20 protein-coding genes and 1 tRNA gene are annotated in these 21,254 nt (G+C 66.6%); 15 read left to right on the top strand and 6 right to left on the bottom strand.

What is annotated here, in order from left to right:
- The first annotated feature begins 7 nt into the window (after window positions 1-7).
- Genes surE through rpoS form a run of 4 tightly spaced genes read left to right on the top strand, consistent with a single transcriptional unit; the run spans window position 8 to window position 3,279 of the window.
- Window positions 8-751, top strand: a complete 744-nt coding sequence (gene surE / locus ToN1_RS07290) for a 5'/3'-nucleotidase SurE (RefSeq protein ID WP_169207859.1) — start codon at window positions 8-10, stop codon at window positions 749-751.
- Window positions 748-1,404: a protein-L-isoaspartate(D-aspartate) O-methyltransferase gene (locus tag ToN1_RS07285; RefSeq protein WP_169207860.1), complete on the top strand. Its 657-nt coding sequence runs from the start codon at window positions 748-750 to the stop codon at window positions 1,402-1,404. Before surE ends, ToN1_RS07285 begins: the two co-directional genes overlap by 4 nt.
- Window positions 1,401-2,333, top strand: a complete 933-nt coding sequence (locus tag ToN1_RS07280) for a peptidoglycan DD-metalloendopeptidase family protein (RefSeq protein ID WP_169207861.1) — start codon at window positions 1,401-1,403, stop codon at window positions 2,331-2,333. Before ToN1_RS07285 ends, ToN1_RS07280 begins: the two co-directional genes overlap by 4 nt.
- Before the next feature lie 10 nt (window positions 2,334-2,343).
- On the top strand, window positions 2,344-3,279 hold the full coding sequence (gene rpoS / locus ToN1_RS07275; RefSeq protein WP_169207862.1) for an RNA polymerase sigma factor RpoS: 936 nt from the start codon (window positions 2,344-2,346) through the stop codon (window positions 3,277-3,279).
- A 43-nt stretch (window positions 3,280-3,322) separates the two neighbouring features.
- Here rpoS and mltB read toward each other — a convergent pair whose 3' ends face one another.
- The 4 genes from mltB to ToN1_RS07255 are packed head-to-tail and all read right to left on the bottom strand — an operon-like array spanning window position 3,323 to window position 8,217.
- Complete coding sequence (gene mltB / locus ToN1_RS07270; protein ID WP_169207863.1) at window positions 3,323-4,336, bottom strand: lytic murein transglycosylase B; 1,014 nt, start codon at window positions 4,334-4,336, stop codon at window positions 3,323-3,325.
- Window positions 4,333-6,282: a transglutaminase TgpA family protein gene (locus ToN1_RS07265; RefSeq protein WP_169207864.1), complete on the bottom strand. Its 1,950-nt coding sequence runs from the start codon at window positions 6,280-6,282 to the stop codon at window positions 4,333-4,335. Before ToN1_RS07265 ends, mltB begins: the two co-directional genes overlap by 4 nt.
- On the bottom strand, window positions 6,275-7,300 hold the full coding sequence (locus tag ToN1_RS07260) for a DUF58 domain-containing protein (RefSeq protein ID WP_169207865.1): 1,026 nt from the start codon (window positions 7,298-7,300) through the stop codon (window positions 6,275-6,277). The genes ToN1_RS07265 and ToN1_RS07260 overlap by 8 nt, the downstream gene beginning before the upstream one ends.
- Window positions 7,300-8,217 carry an AAA family ATPase gene (locus ToN1_RS07255; RefSeq protein WP_169207866.1) on the bottom strand — a complete coding sequence of 306 codons (918 nt, stop codon included), beginning with the start codon at window positions 8,215-8,217 and terminating at the stop codon, window positions 7,300-7,302. The genes ToN1_RS07260 and ToN1_RS07255 overlap by 1 nt, the downstream gene beginning before the upstream one ends.
- Window positions 8,218-8,352: 135 nt before the next feature.
- Between ToN1_RS07255 and ToN1_RS07250 the strand changes: the two genes are divergently transcribed.
- The 3 genes from ToN1_RS07250 to bamC all read left to right on the top strand — a co-directional run bounded on the left by ToN1_RS07250 (window position 8,353) and on the right by bamC (window position 11,455).
- Window positions 8,353-9,279: a histone deacetylase family protein gene (locus tag ToN1_RS07250; protein WP_169207867.1), complete on the top strand. Its 927-nt coding sequence runs from the start codon at window positions 8,353-8,355 to the stop codon at window positions 9,277-9,279.
- Between the two features lie 133 nt (window positions 9,280-9,412).
- A complete protein-coding gene (gene dapA / locus ToN1_RS07245; protein ID WP_169207868.1) occupies window positions 9,413-10,291 on the top strand; it encodes a 4-hydroxy-tetrahydrodipicolinate synthase in 879 nt (292 codons plus the stop codon).
- 24 nt (window positions 10,292-10,315) lie between these two features.
- Window positions 10,316-11,455 carry an outer membrane protein assembly factor BamC gene (gene bamC / locus ToN1_RS07240; RefSeq protein WP_169207869.1) on the top strand — a complete coding sequence of 380 codons (1,140 nt, stop codon included), beginning with the start codon at window positions 10,316-10,318 and terminating at the stop codon, window positions 11,453-11,455.
- 162 nt (window positions 11,456-11,617) lie between these two features.
- On the opposite strand, the gene ToN1_RS07235 is transcribed toward bamC, so the two are convergent.
- On the bottom strand, window positions 11,618-11,872 hold the full coding sequence (locus ToN1_RS07235) for a hypothetical protein (RefSeq protein WP_169207870.1): 255 nt from the start codon (window positions 11,870-11,872) through the stop codon (window positions 11,618-11,620).
- A gap of 155 nt (window positions 11,873-12,027) precedes the next feature.
- Window positions 12,028-12,516 (bottom strand): DUF7931 domain-containing protein, encoded by a 489-nt coding sequence (locus ToN1_RS07230; RefSeq protein WP_169207871.1) that lies wholly within the window; start codon window positions 12,514-12,516, stop codon window positions 12,028-12,030.
- Between the two features lie 143 nt (window positions 12,517-12,659).
- On the opposite strand from ToN1_RS07230, the gene rlmD reads away from it, so the two are divergent.
- From rlmD to ToN1_RS07190, 8 genes are all read left to right on the top strand, one after another.
- On the top strand, window positions 12,660-13,964 hold the full coding sequence (rlmD, locus tag ToN1_RS07225) for a 23S rRNA (uracil(1939)-C(5))-methyltransferase RlmD (protein ID WP_169207872.1): 1,305 nt from the start codon (window positions 12,660-12,662) through the stop codon (window positions 13,962-13,964).
- Between the two features lie 35 nt (window positions 13,965-13,999).
- Window positions 14,000-14,087 (top strand) — tRNA-Ser (locus ToN1_RS07220).
- Window positions 14,088-14,147: 60 nt separating this feature from the next.
- Entirely contained in the window at window positions 14,148-14,804 is a 657-nt protein-coding gene (locus tag ToN1_RS07215) for an rRNA large subunit pseudouridine synthase E (RefSeq protein ID WP_169207873.1), read from the top strand.
- Window positions 14,805-14,858: 54 nt separating this feature from the next.
- A complete protein-coding gene (locus tag ToN1_RS07210) occupies window positions 14,859-15,314 on the top strand; it encodes a DUF192 domain-containing protein (RefSeq protein WP_169207874.1) in 456 nt (151 codons plus the stop codon).
- 171 nt (window positions 15,315-15,485) lie between these two features.
- Window positions 15,486-16,625 (top strand): flagellar biosynthesis protein FlhB, encoded by a 1,140-nt coding sequence (flhB, locus tag ToN1_RS07205; RefSeq protein WP_169207875.1) that lies wholly within the window; start codon window positions 15,486-15,488, stop codon window positions 16,623-16,625.
- Window positions 16,626-16,663: 38 nt separating this feature from the next.
- Window positions 16,664-18,766, top strand: a complete 2,103-nt coding sequence (flhA, locus tag ToN1_RS07200) for a flagellar biosynthesis protein FlhA (protein ID WP_169207876.1) — start codon at window positions 16,664-16,666, stop codon at window positions 18,764-18,766.
- Window positions 18,767-18,886: 120 nt separating this feature from the next.
- Window positions 18,887-20,344 (top strand): flagellar biosynthesis GTPase FlhF, encoded by a 1,458-nt coding sequence (gene flhF, locus ToN1_RS07195; protein ID WP_169208877.1) that lies wholly within the window; start codon window positions 18,887-18,889, stop codon window positions 20,342-20,344.
- Between the two features lies 1 nt (window position 20,345).
- On the top strand, window positions 20,346-21,161 hold the full coding sequence (locus ToN1_RS07190) for a MinD/ParA family ATP-binding protein (protein WP_169208876.1): 816 nt from the start codon (window positions 20,346-20,348) through the stop codon (window positions 21,159-21,161).
- Window positions 21,162-21,254 lie beyond the last annotated feature (93 nt).

Genomic DNA, 21,254 nt, shown 5'->3' with positions numbered 1-21,254 from the left:
AGAAAACATGCGCATTCTGGTCAGCAACGACGACGGTTATTTTGCTCCTGGTATCGCCGCCCTGGCGGCAGCCCTTGCCGAGGTTGGGGACGTGACCGTCGTGGCGCCCGAGCGCGACCGCAGCGGCGCAAGCAACTCGCTGACCCTCGATCGTCCCCTGTCGTTGCGCCGTGCGGCCAATGGATTCCATTTCGTCAATGGCACGCCTACCGACTGCGTGCATCTTGCCGTGACCGGAATGCTCGATCACCTGCCGGACATGGTCGTGTCGGGTGTCAATCATGGCGCCAACATGGGCGACGACACGCTGTATTCAGGCACCGTCGCGGCGGCCACCGAGGGCTACCTGCTCGGCGTGCCGTCGATCGCGATTTCTCTGGTGAGCAAGCAGGCGAGCGATTTTTCCGCAGCGGCGCGGGTGGCGCGGGACCTTGCCGCGCGCTTCCAGTGCCAGCCGTTCCGGCAACCGGTGCTCCTCAACGTGAACGTCCCGGACCGACCGTACGAGGAACTGCGCGGACACAAGATCACGCGGCTGGGCAAGCGCCACAAGGCCGAGCCGGTTATCCGCAGCGTCACGCCGCGCAACGAGACGGTGTATTGGGTCGGGCCCGCAGGCCAGGCCGCCGACGCGGGTGAAGGAACTGACTTCCACGCCGTGACGGAAGGCTTTGTGTCGATTACGCCGCTGCAGATCGACCTGACGCACTACAACATGATGTCGGGGGTCTCGGAGTGGCTGGCGCGATGAGCCTGCGCCGCCCGGATGCGGGCCAGGCCGCGACGCGCGCGCGGGCCCGCATGGTGGAGCGGCTGCGCGCCCAGGGCATCCGGGATGAAAGGGTGCTCGCTGCGATGATGCAGGTGCCGCGGCACGCCTTCGTGGAAGAGGGTCTGGCGTACAGCGCGTATGACGACACGGCCCTGCCCATCGGCTATCAGCAGACTATTTCGCAGCCCTTCGTGGTGGCGAAGATGATCGAGACGCTGCGCGCCGGCCGCGAACTCGGGCGGACGCTGGAGGTCGGAGCCGGTTGTGGTTACCAGGCCGCGGTGTTGTCCTTCATTGCTACTGAGGTCTATGCGGTGGAGCGGATCCGGCCCTTGCTCGATGTCGCGCGCGAGAATCTCCGCCCCCTGCGCTTACCCAACGTTCGCCTGAAATGTGCCGACGGCACGATGGGTTTGCCCGAGGCGGCTCCATATGACACGATTATCGTTGCGGCTGCCGCGGCGAGCGTGCCGACCTCGCTCAAGGAACAGCTTGCTCCGGGCGGACGGCTGATGCTGCCGGTCGGTGGCACGGAGCAAAGGCTCGTGATGATCGAGCGGCAGGGGAATGTTTTCAGGGAGAGTCGCCTCGAAGCTGTGCGGTTCGTCCCATTATTGACTGGTACGGAATGAGTGATTCAGTGAAGTTTGGTCATGTGCGTCGTTGGCTGACGTTGTGCGGCCTCGTCGCCGTCCTGGTGGGATGTGCGGCACCTCGGCCCGCCCCCGTCAGGGACGGTACGCCCCCTCCGCCGGGAGCCGAGGCTGCCGCCGGTACCGTGTCGAAGACGGAGGCCCCGACGCACGTGGTGCGCCCCGGCGACACCTTGCTGGGAATTGCGCGCCAGTATGGCGTCACGGTGAAGGATTTGGTCGGCTGGAACGGTCTTGCGGATCCCAATCAGATCCATGTTGGTCAGGCCTTGCGGGTGGGCGCGGCGCCGGCTGCGACTCCTGCGGCTGCGGCCGGTGCGGTGTCCGGCGCCATCGCCCAGCCGATCGCCATCACGCAGCCGGTGGACGTCCAGCCGGTGAAGACACCGGGCGATGCTGTGCCCGCTGCGGGCGGCTTCAAGCAGGAACCGCGCGGAGGCAAACAGCCATATAGTGACGAGGCATGGGCCTCACTGAATCCGCGCGCGATCACGCCAGCTGCGCCGGTCCCTGCTGCGCCGGAGCCGGACAAGGCGACGGGCAACACGTCGTGGTTGTGGCCGGCTTCCGGCCAGGTGATCGAGACTTTCGACGAAAGCACGAACAAGGGCGTCGACATCGCCGGCAAGGCGGGGGATCCCGTGGTGGCCTCGGCCGGCGGCAAGGTGGTGTACTCTGGGAGCGGCTTGCGTGGCTATGGAAAACTGGTCATCATCAAGCACGATGCGAACTACCTGACAGCCTATGCGCATAACCAGCAGCTGCTGGTGAAGGAAGGTGATTCGGTGTCGAAAGGCCAGAAGATTGCAGAACTCGGAAGCACCGACACCGATCGCCCCAAGGTGCATTTCGAGATCCGCAAGCAGGGCCGTCCCGTGGATCCGTTGAAGTATTTGCCTGCACGCTGACGAGGAGGCTATGTACGATCCGGCAAGTCATGACGATGTAGAGAGTCAGGAACCGGATCTGCCCCTCGAGGTGGAGGTTTTTGTCGAGCGGGCTGCGCCGGCGTTCGAGAACGAGTTCCTCAGCGACGTTACCCAGATCTATCTCAATGAGATCGGCGCCAATCCGCTGCTGACTGCCGACGAAGAGGCGGCGTTGGCGCGGCGGGTGAGGACGGGTGATTTCCAGGCCCGCCAGACGATGATCGAGCGCAACCTGCGCCTCGTCGTCAACATCGCCAAGCATTACCTGAACCGCGGCATCCCGCTGCTCGACCTGGTCGAGGAAGGCAACCTCGGCCTGATGCACGCGCTGGAAAAGTTCGACCCCGAGCGCGGGTTCCGTTTCTCGACCTACGCGACTTGGTGGATTCGCCAGAACATCGAGCGGGCGATCATGAACCAGTCGCGCACGATCCGCCTGCCCGTCCACGTGGTGAAGGAGCTCAATCAGGTCCTGCGTGCTCAGCGCAGTCTGGAGGCGGCCGGCAATGGCGAGTTCACGCTGGAGCAGGTCGCGACGATGCTGGACAAGTCGGTCGACGAAGTGCGGGCGATCCTGTCCCTGAGCGAGCACACAGCCTCGCTGGATGCGCCGCTGGATATCGACCCGACGCTGTCGATCGGCGAGTCGCTGGCCGATGATCAGGCTGCGTCGCCCGATCTGTCCATTCAAGATGCCGAGGTCGAGGCGCTGATCCGTGAGTGGATCGGCATGCTCAACGAGAAGCAGCGCCTGGTCATCCGTCACCGCTACGGGCTGGATGAGTGCGAGGTGATGACGCTGGAAGAGCTCGCCGCACGTCTGTCATTGACGCGCGAGCGGGTGCGCCAGATCCAGCTCGAGGCGCTGAGCCAGTTGCGGCGCACGGTCAAGCGGCGCGGTATTTCGCGCGACGAACTGCTCTGACTCTTGTCCTCCGGCGCCGGCTCCCGTAGGCGGCGCGTTTCTCCTACCGCTCAGTGGTCGCGCTTGCGTACTGGTCGCGCAAGGCGCGCGCGAGTTCGTACACGGCCATCGCATAGAAGCTGCTCTTGTTGTAGCGCGTGATCACGTAGAAGTTGCGGTAGCCGAGCCAGTATTCGGTGGGGGCACCCGGGGTGGCGAGGTCGACCAGCGTTGCCGGCGCTGCCGGGGGATTGGCGCTGGCGGCGACGATCCCCGCTGCGGTGAGCGTTTCGGGCGTCAACGCGGGTTCGATGCCGGCATCGATGAGCGTCTGCGCGTTTGCATCGGAAGGCACTAGGGCGGGAACAGCGACGGCTTCGCCGCGCACCCATCCGTGGCGCGCGAGGTAGTTTGCGACACTGCCGATGGCGTCCTCGGGTTCGTTGTCGAAATCGATCTGGCCGTTGCCATCGAAGTCCACAGCATAGTTGCGGATGCTGCTGGGTAGGAATTGAGGATAGCCGAGCGCGCCGGCGTAGGAGCCGTAGTATGAGAGCGGGTCGCGGACCTGTTCGCGGGCGAGCAGGAACAATTGTTCGAGTTCCCCGCGGAAGAGCACCGCGCGTGGCGGGTAGTCGAAGGCCAGGGTGGCGAGGGCCGAGACAGTCTCGAAATTGCCCGTGTTGCGCCCGTAATAGGTTTCGACGCCGATGATGGCGACGATGATCTCGGGTGGAACCCCGTATTGGTCAGCGGCTTTCTGCAGCGCGGCTGCGTGCGCCTGCCAGAAGGCGATGCCATTTTCGATGCGCTTCCCGTCGAGGAAGCGTGCGCGGTAACGCTGCCACGAGCGGGCGCTGGGTGTTGTCGCTGGGGGGCGGATGAGTTCGATGACGCGGGATTCGTAACGGGCCTGTCCGAGTGCTGAAAGCACTGCATCGCGATCGAAGCCGTGTTTTTCCTGCATCGAATCCGCGAAGCGCTGTGCCTCGGGGTGCTCGGCATAGGTGCCGCTGGCGAGCCCCGGCAGCGATATCAGTCCGAGGCTCAGGGTTGCGGCGGCAAGGGTTCGTTTCATTTCAGCTTCAGTCTCCGGATGGATCGGGCGAGCAGGCGAACACTGCGCGGGTCGGCTGTTTGCGCGCCGTAGCGCAGCCTCGCGTAGCCTTCGCTGATCTCACGCAGCGGTTTGGCTCGCCCGGGGAAGATCGTCGCCAGCCGCTTGCCGTAATCGAGCGGCCCTTCCCACGGGTGCCTGCCGGCGCCGTGGTGGGCGAGTTTGCGGGAAAAGCGTGACCAGGCGGCGTCGAGCGGGTCGTGACGTCGGCGTTGCGCAAAGGCCCAGGCCATGAGCAGCAGCATCAGGGTTGTCGCCGAGACGCCCAGGAGCATGGCCAGCATGCGCCAGTCGGGCTGCGGGAATCCGAACCACTCGAGCAGGTCGCGCTGCCTGTCCGAATTGTATCCAAGAACCCACTGGTTCCACGTGTTCGACAGTGCTTCCCAACGGTGTCGCATGTCGCGCAGCCAGTCGAGGCCGGGGCGCCGGAGCAATGGCAGTGCGTCCCATTCCTGCAGGGCAGCGCTCAAGCCGGATTCGATGCGGGCCGGGGCGGACAGTGCGGTGGGGTCGACCCGAACCCAGCCGCGTCCGGCGAGCCACACCTCAGCCCAGGCGTGCGCATCCGACTGCCGCACGACCAGGCTGCCGTCCACGGGGTTGATCTCTCCACCCTGATAACCGGTGACGACGCGGGCCGGCACACCGGCCGCGCGCATCAGGAACACGAAGGCCGAGGCGAAATGCTCACAGAAGCCCTGTCGAGTGTCGAACAGGAACTCGTCGACCGCGTGGGTGCCGAGAAGGGGCGGGCTGAGGGTATACGTCAGGCTCATTCCGCGTAGGTGTTCGAGGGTGCCGGAGAGGATTGCCGCCGGGTCGACGCTCTTTGCCGCAATCTCGAGAGCCAGGGCCCTGCTGCGCGGGTTGAGGTCTGCCGGCAGTCTTCGCGCTTCTGCGAGCACGAAGGCGTTCTCGTCCTTGCCTACGGTTGTTGCCGGATACGAGCGCAGTTCGACGCGGGTGCGCATGCGCACCGGTTGTTCGGCGAGCAGGCGGTAGTCGCCGGCATAACGTGCCCTGGGGATGTTTGCGGCGGGGAAGTCGAGCGCGAGGAGCCAGGGCTGATTGTGCGGTTCGAGCGTGAGACGGTATTTGTAGGCGCGGCCCGAAGTTTCGTAGGGGGGCGCTGCGGCGAGCGTGCTGAATCCCGGTCGCCAGCTTCGCCCGTCGTAGCGGGAGAGCACCGGACCGCGCCAATAGCGCTGGGAAGGCGGCGGTGGCATGCCGCTGAACTCGGCGCGGAAGGCAATGGCATCGGACAGGCCGAGCTGGCTGATCGAACCCGGGCTCATGGTGTCGGAGAGGCCGGTCATGCCGCTGTAGGCGTCGGAAGGTAGGCCCCACAGCGGTCCCTGCACGCGCGGGAACAGCACGAACAGGACCAGCATGAAGGGCAGCCCCTGGGCGATGAGGACCGCGCTGGTCCGCAGTTGCGCGGCGGGCCGCGCGGCGGCGTCCTCGAGACTGAGGAGGGTCGTGGTGGTGAGTAGGGTTCCGGCAAGCGCGAGCGCGGCAATGCCCGGCGTCTGGTTGTAAAAGAACAGGCCGAGTTGCAGGAAATAGGCGAGCAGGACGGCGGCACGCAGGTCGCGCGCGGTGCGTGATTCGAGGAGCTTCAGGCACAGCAGCACGGCAAGTAGTGCAACGCCGGGATCCTTGCCGAAGAAATGGCCGAATTCGAACCGCACGCCGACCCCGGCTGCGATGGCGACCAGCAGGATGAGGAGCTGGCGGGGAGGCTTGCCGCGCCGCCACAGCAGTGCGGCGCGGATGGCGATGAGGCCGGCGCACAGGGCGATGAGCCAGTAGGGGAGTTCGACTGCGTGCGGTGCGAGGGTTGCGGCTGCTGCTGCGAGCAGCCAGCCGAACTGGGCGGAAGTGGGCGCCCGCGTGTCACGCATCGGCCGGCCCCTCCGTTCCGAAGAGGGCGAGATGGCGCAGGCAGTTCGCACTGTGCTCGGATCCTTGTCCGGGGGCGATGCTGACCGTGGGCAGCGTTAGGGCGAAGGCGAGCCCCCGCTGCTCGGCGGCCACGATCCATGCAGTCATGCGCGACAGGCGCGCTTCGGTGCCAAGGTCAGCGGGGAGATCGTTCCAGTCGAGATGGATCTTCCCCCCATCCATGCCGGTGAATTGTTTGGTGAGCATGGGGCCGCCGCGGGCGAGCGTCTTCCATGCCACTTGCCGCGGGGAGTCGGCGGGCTGGTGGCGGCGAAGGCCGGAAAAATCGTCGTCGCCGGCCGACCCAGCCCTCCGCCCCGGCGTGCTCGACGGGCCTTCCGGCAGCGGCGGCGGGCTTGGTTCGGGAGTCGGGTAGACGAGGCAGCGCTGATCGGGTACCAGCACGCTCCAGGCCCGGATCAGGCCGAGGGGGTAGGTCGTTTCGATGCGCACGCGACCGAGCGTCATCCAGCCGCGCGCCGTCGTCGCGACCGGTATGTTCACGTCGGCGCGGTCTTCCGCATCGATCTCGAATGGCACCACCGCCCCGTGTGCTCCGAGGCGCAGCGATGGCCGTCGCGCGTTCCGGTGGTTGGCTACGATGACGTGGAAGCCCGCGCGTTCGCCGGAGAAGACAGGTTCGGCGCGTCCCGGCGTGAAGGACAGGTGCAGCAAGTTGCGAAAGGCGTGGACGATGCTTGCGACCGACACTCCGCCGAGAAGGAATACCAGCGCATGGCCGAGGCTCAGGTTGTAGTTGATCGACGCGATCAGCATGACCAGGAGTGCCGCCGCGAAGGCCAGGCCGGCAGGTGTCGGCAGCACGTAGATGCGCCGCTGACCGAGCACGATCGGCGCGGGCTCCGGTGGTCCGATGTGAAAGAGCACGCGATCAAGCGTGGCGCGCAGCGTGACGAGATGGCGACGCCAATCGCCGAGGCCGTGGCGGTGACGCAAAGCGTCGGGGCGAGGGAGCATCAGATGACGGGCACGTCATGCACGAGCTGGTCGAGCACCTGAGATGTGATGCTGCGCCCGTCGCCCGCGGTGTGCAGGCGATGGGCGGCGACGTGCGGGAAAACGGTTTGGATGTCCTCGGGGAGGACGTGGTCGCGCCCCTCGAGGAGCGCCCAGGCGCGGGCCGCAGCGATCAGGCCCAGGCCGGCGCGCGGGCTCAGGCCGGTGGCGAGCTCAGGGCTGTGGCGGGTGCGGGCGAGGAGCGCCTGGACGTAATCGACGAGCCGTTCGGATACGGTGATGGCGTGCGCGGCTTGCTGCATCGCGAGCAGGTCTTCGGGCTGGATTACGGTCTGCTGGCGTTCGAGCAGTTCGCGCCGGTCCTCGCCCATCAGCAGCGCCCGTTCCGCGCTGCGGTCGGGGTAGCCCAGGCGGATGCGCAGCAGGAAGCGGTCGAGCTGGCTCTCCGGCAGCGGGAAGGTGCCGATCTGATGGGACGGGTTCTGCGTCGCGATGACGAAGAAGGGCTCGGGGAGCGGATGCGTCTCGCTATCCGCCGTGACCTGGCGTTCCTCCATGGCTTCGAGGAGGGCGCTCTGGGTCTTGGGTGTGGCGCGGTTGATCTCGTCGGCGAGGATGAGCTGGCTGAAGATCGGGCCGGGATGGAAACGGAAGCTGCCCGCTTCGCGATCGAAAATCGAAACCCCGACGATGTCTGCGGGCAGCAGGTCGCTCGTGAACTGGATGCGCTGGAAGTTCAGTCCGATGAGGCGTGCGATGACGTGCGCGAGCGTCGTCTTGCCCACGCCGGGGAGATCCTCGATCAGCAGATGTCCGCGCGCGATGAGGCAAGCCAGCGCGAGCCGCAGCTCACGATCCTTGCCGAGGATGATGCAGTTGGCGGCTTCTAGAACGCGAATTGCGTAACGATGGGGCATGGCGCGGGCGCACTGTGAAATTCACCGGGAAGCGGTGATAATAGAGCAAAGACAGACAGGACGCGCCCTTCAAGGACGCGCCGATTTCAGGGCAGGGATGCGGGACGCTTGGCCCGCACGCGAGAGAGGGGGGGTATGACGACGACTGCGTTCATCACGCACCGCGATTGCTGGCTGCACGACATGGGTACCTTCCATCCGGAATGTCCGGATCGGCTGGCGGCCATCAATGATCGGCTGATTGCTGCCGGTCTCGATATGTACCTTTCGTTCTACGATGCCCCGCTGGCGACCGAGGAGCAGATCGTCCGGGTGCATCCGGCGAATTATCTCGCGGAGCTCAATGCCAGCGTGCCCGACCACGGCATCCGCCACCTCGACCCCGATACCGCGATGAGCCCGGGAACGATGAAGGCTGCACTGCGTTCGGCCGGCGCCGGCGTGCTGGCGACGGATCTGGTGCTGAAGGGCGAGATCGAGAATGCGTTCTGTGCCGTGCGTCCGCCGGGCCACCACGCAGAGCGCGGCAAGGCGATGGGGTTCTGCTTCCTGAACAACGTGGCCATCGCGGCACGTCATGCGATCGAGGCGCACGGCCTGGAGCGCGTGGCGATCGTCGATTTCGACGTGCACCACGGCAACGGCACGGAAGACGCCTTCCGCGACGATCCGCGGGTGTTGATGGTGAGCATCTTTCAGCACCCCTTCTATCCGTACAGCGGCGCGGACTGTAATGCGCCGAACATGGTCAATGTGCCCGTGCCCGCCGGCACGCGCGGCGACGGCTTCCGTTCCATCGTCTCCGAGCGCTGGATCCCGGCACTGAGGGAGCACAAGCCCCAGATGCTCTTCATCTCGGCGGGCTTCGACGCGCATTACGAGGACGACATGGGTTCGGTCGGGCTGGTCGAATCGGACTATGTGTGGGTCACCCAGCAGATCAAGGCAGTGGCAGAGGAATGCGGGCACAAGAACATCGTGTCCATCCTCGAGGGCGGTTATTCGCTGTCATCGCTGGCGCGCTCGGTGGTCGCGCACGTCAAGGCGCTCGCGGACCTTTGAGCGCCGGATCGCGGGGCGCCCGTAGCGGATCCTGCGGGCGCGTGCCGGATCCTCGGGGCGGTCCCGAGAGCAAGCCACTGGTCGTCGGGCTTCGATCAGGTAGAATCGGTTCTTTTAATTTTCGGCCGCTTCCATGATTACCGGATCGATTGTCGCCATCGTCACCCCGATGAACGAAGATGGCAGCCTGGACATTCCGCGCCTGCGCGCCCTGATCGACTTCCACGTTGCCGAGGGGACCGACGGTATCGTCATCGTCGGAACGACCGGCGAGTCGCCCACGGTGAATGTCGAAGAACACTGCGAGCTGATCCGCGTCGCGGTCGAGCATGCCGCAGGACGCATCCCGGTCATCGCCGGTACCGGTGCCAACTCGACCGCCGAGGCCGTCGAGCTCGCCCGCTTCGCGCAGAAGGCCGGCGCCGTGGCGCATCTGTCGGTGGTGCCGTACTACAACAAGCCGACTCAGGAAGGCCTGTACCGCCACTACCGTTCGATCGCCGAGGCGGTCGAACTGCCGCTGATCCTGTACAACGTGCCGGGGCGCACCGTGGCGGATCTGTCGAACGACACCGCGCTGCGTCTGGCACAGATTCCCAACATCGTCGGCATCAAGGATGCGACAGGCAGCATCGACCGTGCCTGCGACCTGATCGAGCGCGCGCCCAAGGACTTCGCGTTGTACACCGGCGACGACATGAGCGGCATGGCCTTCATGCTGCTGGGGGGGCATGGGGCAATCTCGGTGACGGCCAACGTCGCCCCGCGCGCAATGCACGAGATGTGCGCCGCAGCCATCGCCGGCGACGCGATCAAGGCGCGCGAGATCAATGCGCGGCTGGTCGGTCTGCATCGCGACCTGTTCTGCGAGGCCAACCCGATCCCGGTGAAGTGGGCGGTCGAGCAGATGGGCCTGATCAGGTCGGGCATCCGCCTGCCGCTCACGTCGCTGTCCGAGGGCTTGCACGAGCGTGTGCGTGCGGCAATGCGTCGTGCCGGCGTGAATGTCTGATTTTTCCTGGAATTATCGAAACTCATGAATCGTACCTTGCGTACTGCGGCTTCGCTGCTCGGCGCGGCCATCGCCTTGTCGGGTTGTTCCGGCTCCCTCGTCGAATCCAAGAAGATCGATTACAAGAGCGCACGGCAGCTGCCGTCGCTGGAAATCCCGCCAGACCTCACGGCGCCGACGCGTGACGATCGTTATGTGGTGCCGGATGTTTCGCCCAAGGGCGTGGCGACCTATTCGGCGTATGCGACCGACCGCGCACAGCCTCAGGCGAGCGCCAACCAGCTGCAGGTGTTGCCCAAGGTCGAGAGCATGCGTGTCGAGCGTGCCGGCAGCCAGCGCTGGCTGGTCGTCGAGGGCTCCGCGGATGCGATGTGGCCCAAGGTTAAGGACTTCTGGCTTGAGACGGGCTTCATCCTCAACGTCGAGCGTCCTGAAGTGGGCGTGATGGAGACGGATTGGGCCGAGGATCGCGCCAAGATCCCGCAGGACTTTATCCGCTCGGCGTTGGGCAAGGTGCTCGACGGCGTGTTCTCGACACCGGTGCGCGACAAGTTCCGCACGCGGCTGGAGGCGGGCAAGGATCCCGGCACGGTCGAGATCTACATCAGCCATCGCGGCATGATGGAGATTTATCCCAACGAAGCCAAGGACACGACCGTGTGGCAGCCGCGCCCGGCCGATCCCGAGCTCGAGGCGGAAATGCTGCGTCGCCTGATGGTCCGCCTCGGCGCGGCCGAAGAGCGCGCGGCCGCGATCGTCGCGGCAGCTCCGACGACCGACCGCGCGGCGCTAAAGGGGGCGAACGGCGGCAGCGTCACGCTGGCGATGGACGAGTCCTTCGACCGGGCGTGGCGTCGCGTGGGCCTGGCGCTGGACCGCATCGGCTTCACGGTCGAGGATCGTGATCGCTCGAAGGGGCTCTACTTCGTCCGTTACGTGGATCCGGATGCGGACGTGCAGACGAAGAAGTCCGAGGGCCTCCTGTCCAAACTCGCTTTTTGGCGCAGTAATGATCAGGTGGTGCAGAAGGGTGGCGAATATCGCCTGCGAGTCCGCGGCGAGGGCGAAAAATCGGTGGTCAGCGTGATGACCCGCGAGGGGGGGGAGGATTCGTCCGAAACCGCCCGCAAGATCCTGGGGCTGCTGCAGGAGCAGTTGCGCTGAGGGGCGCGGTGCGGCTTGCGGCGCCGACAGGCCCGCAGGCCGTGCCGCGAAGCATGCGGCCAGGGGGCCGCGAGGCTTGGTCGAGGCGGCAGCGAATGCCGCGGCGGACAACAAAAAAGCCGGCTCGAGAGCCGGCTTTTTTGCGTCGCTGCGAGAGCGAAATTACTTCTGCGCGCCGTCCTTCGGAGCTTCGGCGGGGGCAGCAGCCGGAGCAGCTTCCTGAGCGGCAGCGGGGGCAGCAGCCGGGGCGGCTTCCTGAGCCGGGGCAGCGGCCGGGGCGGCAGCCGGAGCAGCTTCCTGGGCGGGAGCGGCGGCCGGGGCAGCAGCGGGGGCTTCAGCCTTCGGAGCTTCGGCCGGCTTGCCGCAGGCGGCGACGGCGAGGGCGAGCAGGGAAGCAACGAGGAGCGACTGTTTCATGTTCGATGTCCTTTCTTATGGGGCTAGGTGGGTGATCAGTTCCTGTCGGGCGGGCCAAGAAGGATTCACCACCCGATGAACCTCAAGAAATTCTAGCATGTGATTCAAGGGTGCCAATAGCCTGTTGATGCAATGCAACAACTAAAAACGACAGGTCAAAGGGCAAGCGGCGTGCCGACTGCACTCGCCTCCCCATTCATCCAGAATGTTTCAAATTGCGTAGCGAGGAGTGCCAGCCCGCCGATCGCGTCGCTGCCGATCTTTCCCCGTGGCAGATCCTGGTGGAAGCGGGTGACGACGTGGTGCTCGTCTGCGATCAGGAAGGGTTGGCTCCAGCTGCGCGCCCCCGGATCTGCCGTGCGCACGCTGGCGCAGTGCGAATGGTGGGCGAGCAGGCGGGTCAGGCGCGGGCATTCCCGCGCGATCCAGCCGGTGGTGTGCACAAGGATGCGGACCGCGTCGCGGCGCGTGCTCTGCGCGCACAGGCGCTCGAGCAGCGCGATGCCTTGCGGGCTCTCCAGTCCGGTCTCGCGCAGGTCGGGGTCGAAGATGAGCAGTGTCTGCCGTGCGCTCCCGATGGCGGCGAAGAGGGCCGCGCGATAGTCGCCATAGCTGTCGAAAGTCTGTTCGCGTGGGGTATCCATGGTCCGGGCCTGCACGTCGCGTCGGGCGGGGGCGGTGGCGGATGCGAGCGCCCGTTTGTCGTCCGGTCGGGGGAATTATAGGAGCCCGTGGCGGCAAGTACTTTGCGAGCAGGTAAAATCACGCTCTTTTGGGCGGACGCTTGATGCCTGTTGCTGTCATCGAATCTCTGGACCACGAAGGGCGGGGCTTCACCCGTGTGGATGGCAAGGCAGTGTTCGTCGATGGCGCATTGCCGGGCGAGAAGGTCGAATACCGGGTGGTGCGCGAGCGGCCGAGCTACAATTTGGCCGAGCTGGAGCGCGTGCTCAAGCCCAGCGGGCAGCGGGTGGTGCCGCCTTGCCCGCATTACGGCACCTGTGGCGGCTGCTCGATGCAGCATTTCGATTCGGTGGCGCAGGCGGCGACCAAGCAACGTGTGCTGGAAGACGCGCTGTGGCACATCGCCAAGGTGACGCCCGAAGTGGTGTATCCGGCAATCCACGGGCCGGCATGGGGCTATCGGTACCGTGCGCGTATCGGCGTGCGGATGGTTCCGTCGAAGGGCGGGGTGCTGATCGGTTTTCATGAGCGCCGCAGCAGTTACATCGCCGACCTGCAGAGCTGCGCGGTGCTGCCTGCGCATGTATCGGCATTGTTGCCGGCGTTGCACGAACTGGTCGCGGGACTTTCGATCCCGGATCGGTTGCCGCAGATCGAGATTGCGGTGAGCGAGGACATCACGGTGCTGGTGTTCCGCAACCTGCTGCCATTCACGCCGCAGGATATGGCGCGCCTCGCGGCGTTTGCCGATGCGTATGGCGTCCAGGTTTGGCAGCAGCCGGGTACCAGCCCGGCAACGGCCAAGCCGCTGCACCCGAAGAAGGGGCCGGGGCTCGCCTACACGCTGCCCGAGTTCGATGTGACGCTGGATTTCCTGCCGACCGATTTCACGCAGGTGAACGTCGACATCAATCGGCTGCTGATCCGGCGCTCGATGCAGCTGCTGGACCCTCGCCCGGGCGAGCGTATCGCCGACCTGTTCTGCGGCCTGGGGAACTTCAGCCTGCCGATTGCGCGCCGCGGCGCGCATGTGATCGGGGTCGAGGGCAGCGATGCACTGGTCGCCCGGGCGCTGAAGAACGCGCGGCGCAATGGCCTGGCCGACCGCACCGAGTTCCACGCGGCGAACCTGTTCGAGGCGACCGAGGACAGCCTCGCCGCACTCGGCCGGCTGGACAAGCTGCTGATCGATCCGCCGCGCGAGGGGGCGATCGCGGTGGTGAAGGCGCTGAGCGATCAGCAGATGCCGCCGCGCATCGTGTATGTGTCGTGCAGTCCGGCGACGCTCGCGCGCGATGCAGCGGTGCTGGTGCGCGAAAAGGGTTACGTGCTGCGCGGCGCGGGGATCGCGAACATGTTCCCGCAGACCTCGCATGTCGAGTCGATCGCGCTGTTCGAGCGGGGATGACATGCGAAGGCGGGGTGATATACTCCGCCGCTTCCGGAGGTGTGGCAGAGTGGTCGATTGCACCGGTCTTGAAAACCGGCAACGGGCAACCGTTCGTGAGTTCGAATCTCACCGCCTCCGCCAGATCCTGTCCATGTTCTCCGCATTGTCTGGCGGCCGGATCTTTCCCCCACCATTCCCCGTATGTCGCGCGTCATTCTCCTGAACAAGCCGTATGGCGTGATCTGCCAGTTTACGGCGGAGCCGGGGCGGCCGACGCTCAAGGATTTCGTGCCGGTGCCCGGTGTTTATGCGGCGGGGCGGCTCGATACGGACAGCGAGGGCCTGCTGCTGCTGACCGATGACGGTGCATTGCAGCACCGCATCGCGGATCCGCGCCACAAACTGCCCAAGACCTATGTCGTGCAGGTGGAGGGGGAGGCGGACGATGATGCGCTGGCGCACCTGCGCGCGGGACTGGATCTCGGGGATTTCGTGACGCGGCCGTGCGAGGCGCGGTGCATTGCGGAGCCGGACTGGCTGTGGCCGCGCGATCCGCCGGTGCGTTTTCGCAAGAGCGTGCCGACGTCGTGGCTGGAGATCGTGCTGCGCGAGGGGAAGAACCGGCAGGTGCGGCGGATGACCGCGAAGGCGGGTTTCCCGACGCTGCGCCTGATCCGGGTGGCGATCGGCGGGTGGTCGCTCGCAGGGCTGGCGCCGGGGGCGTGGCGCGCCGAGGAGGTGGAGGGCGAACATCCCGGCGGTGCGATGAGTTCCCGCAGGGCCGCACCCGAGCGAACTGCGCCCGACGCGAGGCGCAGGCCGCAGGCGGCAGGTTCCGCGCGCAGACGGCGTTCTTGAGCGCGGCGCGGTAGAATCGCGCTTCCCCATTTATTCTTTACGGGTTTGCCGGTGATGAAACTCCCATCCCTTTTCGGCCGCTGTGCGGTGATCGTGGCGACCGCCGTGGCGTGCCTGTCCGCTGCCCGGGCGGAATTGCCAATGGTCGAGCTGGGGGCAGGGATGCACCGCATCGAGGCGGAATTGGCGCATACCGATCAGGCGCGCCAGATCGGCCTGATGAACCGCAGGGCGATGCCGCAGCAGCGCGGCATGGTGTTCGTCTTCACGCAGGAGGCGCGCCATTGCATGTGGATGAAGAACACGCTGATTCCCTTGTCGGTGGCATTCATGGATCGCGATGGGCGCATTCTGAACATTGCTGACATGCAGCCGCAATCCGAGGTCAGCCATTGCGCCGCGGCGCCGGCGCGTTTTGCGCTGGAGATGAATGCGGGGTGGTTCGCCGCGCGCGGCATCGGTGCCGGGGCGGTGATCCGCGGCGTCGACCGGCTGCCTGCCGGACGCTGAGGCCCGGAGGGCGGGGCGTCGTCCGCCCCGTTGTTTCCAAGTCGCGATTTAGGGCTGTTTTCCCGCGCTTATCCGGCGGCGGGGCTTGCCGGTGTGCGGCGATAATTGCCGCACGTCGCCGAACGTCCGTGCTGAACGGAGCGCATCCGGCGTGCAGGCAAGGAGTCGGCCGTGGCCGAAGACAGCGATCTCGAGAAAACCGAACAGCCATCGCCACGACGGTTGGAGCAGGCCCGTGAGGAGGGCCAGGTTCCGCAGTCGCGCGAGCTGTCGACCTTTCTCGTGCTGATCACGGGTATCGGTGCGTTGTGGATGATGGGAGAGTGGATCTCGGGGCGCATCCTCGGGATGTTGCGCGCGGGTTTCGCGATCGAGCGGGAGCGTGCGTTCGACTCCACGCTGATGCTGGAGAGCTTCGGCGATCTGTTCACCGATGCGCTACTGACGATGATGCCGCTGTTCGCGATCCTGATGGTGGCGGCGATCGCGGCACCGGTGCTGATGGGCGGTTTCGTGTTCGCGCCCAAGATGTTGGGGCTGAAGCTGGAGCGCATGAATCCGCTCCAGGGTATCGGTCGCATGTTCTCTGTGCACGGGCTGGCGGAACTGGTGAAGTCGCTCCTCAAGGCGGCGGTGGTCGGCCTGATGGGTGTTTTCGCAGTGTGGCGCGAGCATGAACACATCTTTGGCCTGACCGGCGAAACGGTGGATGCGGCAGTACCGGATTTTCTTCAGATGGTGTTGTTCGCGACGCTTCTGATCATCATGGGGCTCGCGATCCTGGCGCTGATCGACGTGCCCTTCCAGTTGTGGCAGTACAACAAGAAGCTGCGCATGACGAAGGAAGAGGTCAAGCGCGAGAGCAAGGAACAGGATGGCGACCCGCAGGTGAAGGGGCGCATCCGTGCGATGCAGCGCGAGATGGCGCGTCGGCGCATGATGGCGCAGGTGCCGAAGGCGGATGTGGTGGTGACGAACCCGACGCACTTCTCGGTGGCGCTGAAGTACGACGCGAACAAGATGCGCGCCCCCATCGTGGTTGCGAAGGGGCGCGGCGAGGTCGCGCTGAAGATTCGCGAGCTGGCGAAGGAGCACAAGGTGCCGATGCTGGAGGCGCCGCCGCTGGCTCGTGCGCTGTACAAACACTGCGAACTGGAGCAGGCAGTGCCCGGTGCGCTGTACACGGCGGTGGCCGAGGTGATGGCCTACGTGTATCAGCTCAACCACTGGATGGCTCACGGCGGACTTCCGCCGGCGGCGCCCGGCAAGCTACCGGTGCCCGCCGACATGGACCCTGGCGCGCCCGATTGAGCGGGCGTGCGGAACGGACGATGCGATAGAGGCTGGCAATGAACGATGTCCTCAACCTGCGTGCGCTGCTGACGCCGACGAACCTGCGGCTGCTGGGCGCCCCGATCTTCATCATCATGGTGCTGTCCATGATGGTGTTGCCGCTGCCGCCGTTCGCGCTCGATGTGTTCTTCACCTTCAATATCGCCGTGTCAGTGATGGTGATGCTGGTGGCGATGTATACGCGCCGCCCGCTGGAGTTTTCGGTGTTCCCGACGGTGCTGCTGGTGACGACGCTGCTGCGCCTGGCGCTGAACGTCGCGTCGACGCGCGTGGTGCTGCTCGAGGGGCATACGGGACCGGATGCGGCGGGCAAGGTCATCGAGGCCTTCGGTCACTTCCTCGTCGGCGGTAACACGGCGATTGGCCTCGTCGTATTCGTGATCCTCGTGGTCATCAACTTCGTCGTCGTGACGAAGGGCGCGGGACGAATCGCGGAAGTGAGCGCCCGCTTCACCCTGGACGCGATGCCCGGCAAGCAGATGGCGATCGACGCCGACCTGAACGCAGGTCTGATCGATGAGGCCGAGGCGAAGCGCAGGCGCAAGGAGGTGGCGCAGGAGTCGGAATTCTTCGGCGCGATGGACGGTGCGTCGAAATTCGTGCGCGGCGATGCGGTGGCGGGCATCGTGATCCTGCTGATCAACATCGTCGGCGGCCTGATGGTGGGCATCGTGCAGCACGACATGCCAGCCGGTATCGCGGTCGAGACCTACACGTTGCTGACGATTGGCGACGGCCTGGTCGCGCAGATCCCGGCGCTGATCATTTCCGTCGCGGCGGGTATGGTCGTTGCGCGTGTCGGCGACGACGCCGACGTGGGTGGCTTGGTGATCAGTCAGGTGTTCTCGAATCCGCAGGTACTGATGCTCACCGCGGCGATCATCGGGGTGCTGGGGCTGATCCCCGGCATGCCGAACCTGGTGTTCATCCTGATGGCCGGTTCGCTCGGCTGGTTGGCGTGGCGGCGGCTGGGGATAGTGCGCAGGGAAGCGGCCGCGGCCGCAAGGGTGGCTCCCGAGGCCGCGGCGGCGGTGCCGCCTGCCGAAAGCCAGGAGGCGAGCTGGAACGACGTTGCGCCGGTAGACGTGCTCGGGCTGGAGGTCGGTTACCGCCTGATCCCGATGGTCGACAAGGGGCAGGATGGCGAGCTGCTCAAGCGCATCCGTGGCCTGCGCAAGAAGTTCGCCCAGGACGTTGGTTTCCTGTCGGCGCCGGTGCATATCCGCGACAACCTCGAACTCAAGCCGAACGCCTACCGCATCGCGCTGAAGGGCGTGGAGATCGGTGCCGGAGATGCCTACCCGGGGCAGTATCTGGCGATCAATCCGGGCCGGGTGACCGGGGCGCTCGCGGGGCGCGAGACGCGCGATCCCGCATTCGACCTGCCGGCGTACTGGATCGATGCGAGCCAGCGCGAACAGGCACATGCGCTCGGCTACACGGTGGTCGATGCGAGCACGGTGGTGGCGACGCATCTCAACCATCTGATCCTCAACCACGCGGCAGAGCTGCTCGGGCGTCAGGAAACGCAGGCACTGCTCGACCACATCAGCAAGACGACGCCGAAGCTCGTGGAGGATCTGGTGCCGGCGCTGCTGCCGGTGGCGACGGTGCAGCGCGTGCTGCAGAACCTGCTCGAAGAGGGGGTCAATATCCGCGACATGCGCACGATCATCGAGACGCTTGCGGAGAATGCCTCGCGCACGCAGGATCCGCTCGAGCTCACGTCGCGCGTGCGTCAGGCGCTGGGGCGTTCGATCCTGCAGAGCCTGTTCCCGGGCAATTCGGAAATCCAGGTGATGGCGCTGGATCCGGCGCTCGAACGCATCCTCATGCAGGCGATGTCGACGGGTGGTGGCGACGGCGGTGTCATCGAGCCGAGCCTCGCCGACGGCATGCTGCGTCACGCTGCCGAGGTGTCGCAGCGGCAGGAGGACATGGGGCTGCCTCCGGTACTGCTGGTGCCGCCGCAACTGCGCTGGCTGCTGTCGCGCTTCCTGCGCCGTGCCGTGCCTTCGCTCAAGGTCATCGCGAATTCGGAAGTGCCCGAGACGCGTACGATCCGCGTCACGGCGATGGTGGGCGGGGCCGCGCGCTGAGTCTTTGGCGGGCGGGATTAGCGGGGGGAAACCGGGTCTATTCCGGGCTATCGATCCACCTCCCCGCCGCCATAATCGGTTCCATGCTGCGCACAGAGCGCGGTAGTCGGGAGAACCAGCATGAACGTCAAGCGCTACTTTGCCCCCTCCGCCCGTGAGGCCCTGCGTGCCCTGAAGGCCGAACTCGGTGCCGATGCCATCGTGCTGTCGAACCGCGCGGTCGAAGGCGGCGTCGAGATTCTGGCCCTGCCGGCGGACGACGTGGGAGCGCTTCCGGGGACGCCCCGTGCGGCCGCGCCTGCCGCCCGGCCGGCTGCGCAAGCCCCCGCACCGGCAGCCGAGGATGACGACTTTCAGGTGAGTCTGTCCGGGCGCTCGCTCGCGACCCCGGTGGCGGCGAAGCCGGCGAAGATCATCCGTCCGTTCAACCCGCCGCGCATGGAGACGGCCGACTACGTGATGCGCACGCGGGCGGCGGCATTGAGCGAGCAGTATTCGATCGACGACTGGGAGGCTCCCGAGGCCGCGGCCCGTCCGCTTGCCGCGGAGAAGGCGCCTGCCCCGAGGAAGCCGGCCCCGGCCGCGCCGCAGGTCCGCGCCGCCGAACCCGCTCGCGCGATGGAAGATGAGCGCATACGTTCGCTGCAGGAGGCGAACGTCCAGCTGATGAAGGAAATGGCCGGCATCCGCAGCATGATCGAGCGCCAGCTCGCCGGCTTTGCGTGGGGCGAGACCCGGCGCCGGGCACCCGCACGCGCGGACATCGTCGGCGAGCTCCTCGAAGCAGGCTTCTCCGGCGTGCTCGCGCGTCGCCTGGCCGAATCCGTGGATGAAGAGGCATCGCCGGAGGATGCCCGTGCCGCGGTGAAGAACGCACTCGCGCGCGATCTGCGTGCGGTTGCGTCTGATGCGGACATCATTGACCGTGGGGGCGTGTATGCGCTGGTGGGGCCGACGGGCGTGGGCAAGACGACGACGACGGCGAAGCTCGCGGCACGCTGCGTCGTGCGCCACGGTGCTGACCGGCTGGCGTTGATCACGACCGACGGCTACCGCATCGGGGCGCAGGAGCAGCTGCGCATCTACGGGCGCATCCTCGGCGTGCCGGTGTTTTCCGTACGCGACGCCGCTGACCTGCGCCAGACCCTTGCCGAGCTGCGCAACAAGCACATGGTGCTGATCGACACGATGGGCATGAGCCAGCGCGACAAGATGGTCGCCGAGCAGGCAGCGATGCTGACGGGCGCCGGCGATGTTCGTCGCTTGCTGCTGCTCAATTCGACCTGTCGCGGCGACACGCTCGCGGACGTCGTGCGCGCATACAACGGGCCGGACCTGGCCGGTTGCGTGCTGACCAAGGTGGACGAGGCTGCATCGCTCGCCCCCGCCCTCGATGTGGCCGTGCGCAACGAGCTCAACGTCTTCTATGTCGCCAACGGCCAGCGAGTGCCGGAGGACCTGCACCTGCCTAATCGTGCCTACCTGCTGCATCGCGCGCTGCGCGAGCAGTCCGACGAGTCGCCGTGGAAGCTGCAGGGCGACGAGGCGGCCCTGATGCTGGCGGCCTGCGGAGTCTGACATGATCGACCCGCGTGAAGACCAGGCAGCCGGGCTGCGGCGCCTGTTCCGGCGCGCACCTCCGACGGTCGTCGCGCTGTACGCGACCGGGCGCCGGCGTGCGCATGTGGCGCTGCAGGCGGCGCACCGCATCGCGGGGCACGGCCGGCGCGTGCTGTTGCTCGACGAGGCGCAGGGCGAGGATTCGCTGGCCGGGGTGCTCGGCCTGCCTACGGGAGGCGACCTGCTGGGCGTGCTCGGCGGTCGCAGTTCGGCGCGGGAACTCGTCCAGCCGGTGCCGGGCCTGCTCGGGCGCGTGCCGGTGGCGGCCTGCGCGCTCGCACTGCCGCTTCTCGACGGCGAGCGGCGCGACTGCGTGCTCGACGCACTGCGGACGCTGCAACGCCCTGCGAGTTTCATCCTGATCCACTCGGCGTGTGAGAGCGCCGCCGATCCGTCACCCTTCGCGCTGGCGGCGCCGCGCCGTCTGGTGGTCGCCGAGGCGAGCCGCAGCGGCGCGACCGACGCCTACCAGGTGATCAAGCGCCTCGCCGCGGCTGGCGCGGGTTCGCTGCATGTGGCGGTGTGCGGAGCGCGCGGGCGAGCCGACGCCACGGCCTTCTTCCACAGCCTGAGCGAGCTCGTGCGCCGCCACGTCGGCGTGCCGCTCGCCTGGCTAGGCGAGGTCGAGCGCGATGAGTTGGCGGCGGGTTTGGGGCAGGGCGCAGCGGAGGCTTCTCCGCGCGATGCCGAGGCCGCCTTCCTGCGCCGCCTCGCGACGTTCGGCAATGTACAGGCCGGCGCGGCGGCTGGCAGGGGGGCTCCGACATGGGACTGAGTGCCTACCCGTTTGGCAAAAGCGGGCCGGCTGCGGGACAATGGACGTCCGCCGGTTTGCCCCCATGTCCGGAACCCCGTCCAGGACGGAAGA

Origin of the sequence: Aromatoleum petrolei, from assembly GCF_017894385.1 — a bacterium.
In the GTDB taxonomy this organism is placed as follows: Bacteria; Pseudomonadota; Gammaproteobacteria; order Burkholderiales; family Rhodocyclaceae; genus Aromatoleum; species Aromatoleum petrolei.
Note: the sequence above shows the minus strand (reverse complement) of the source record. Positions and strands in the feature narration are given on the sequence as shown.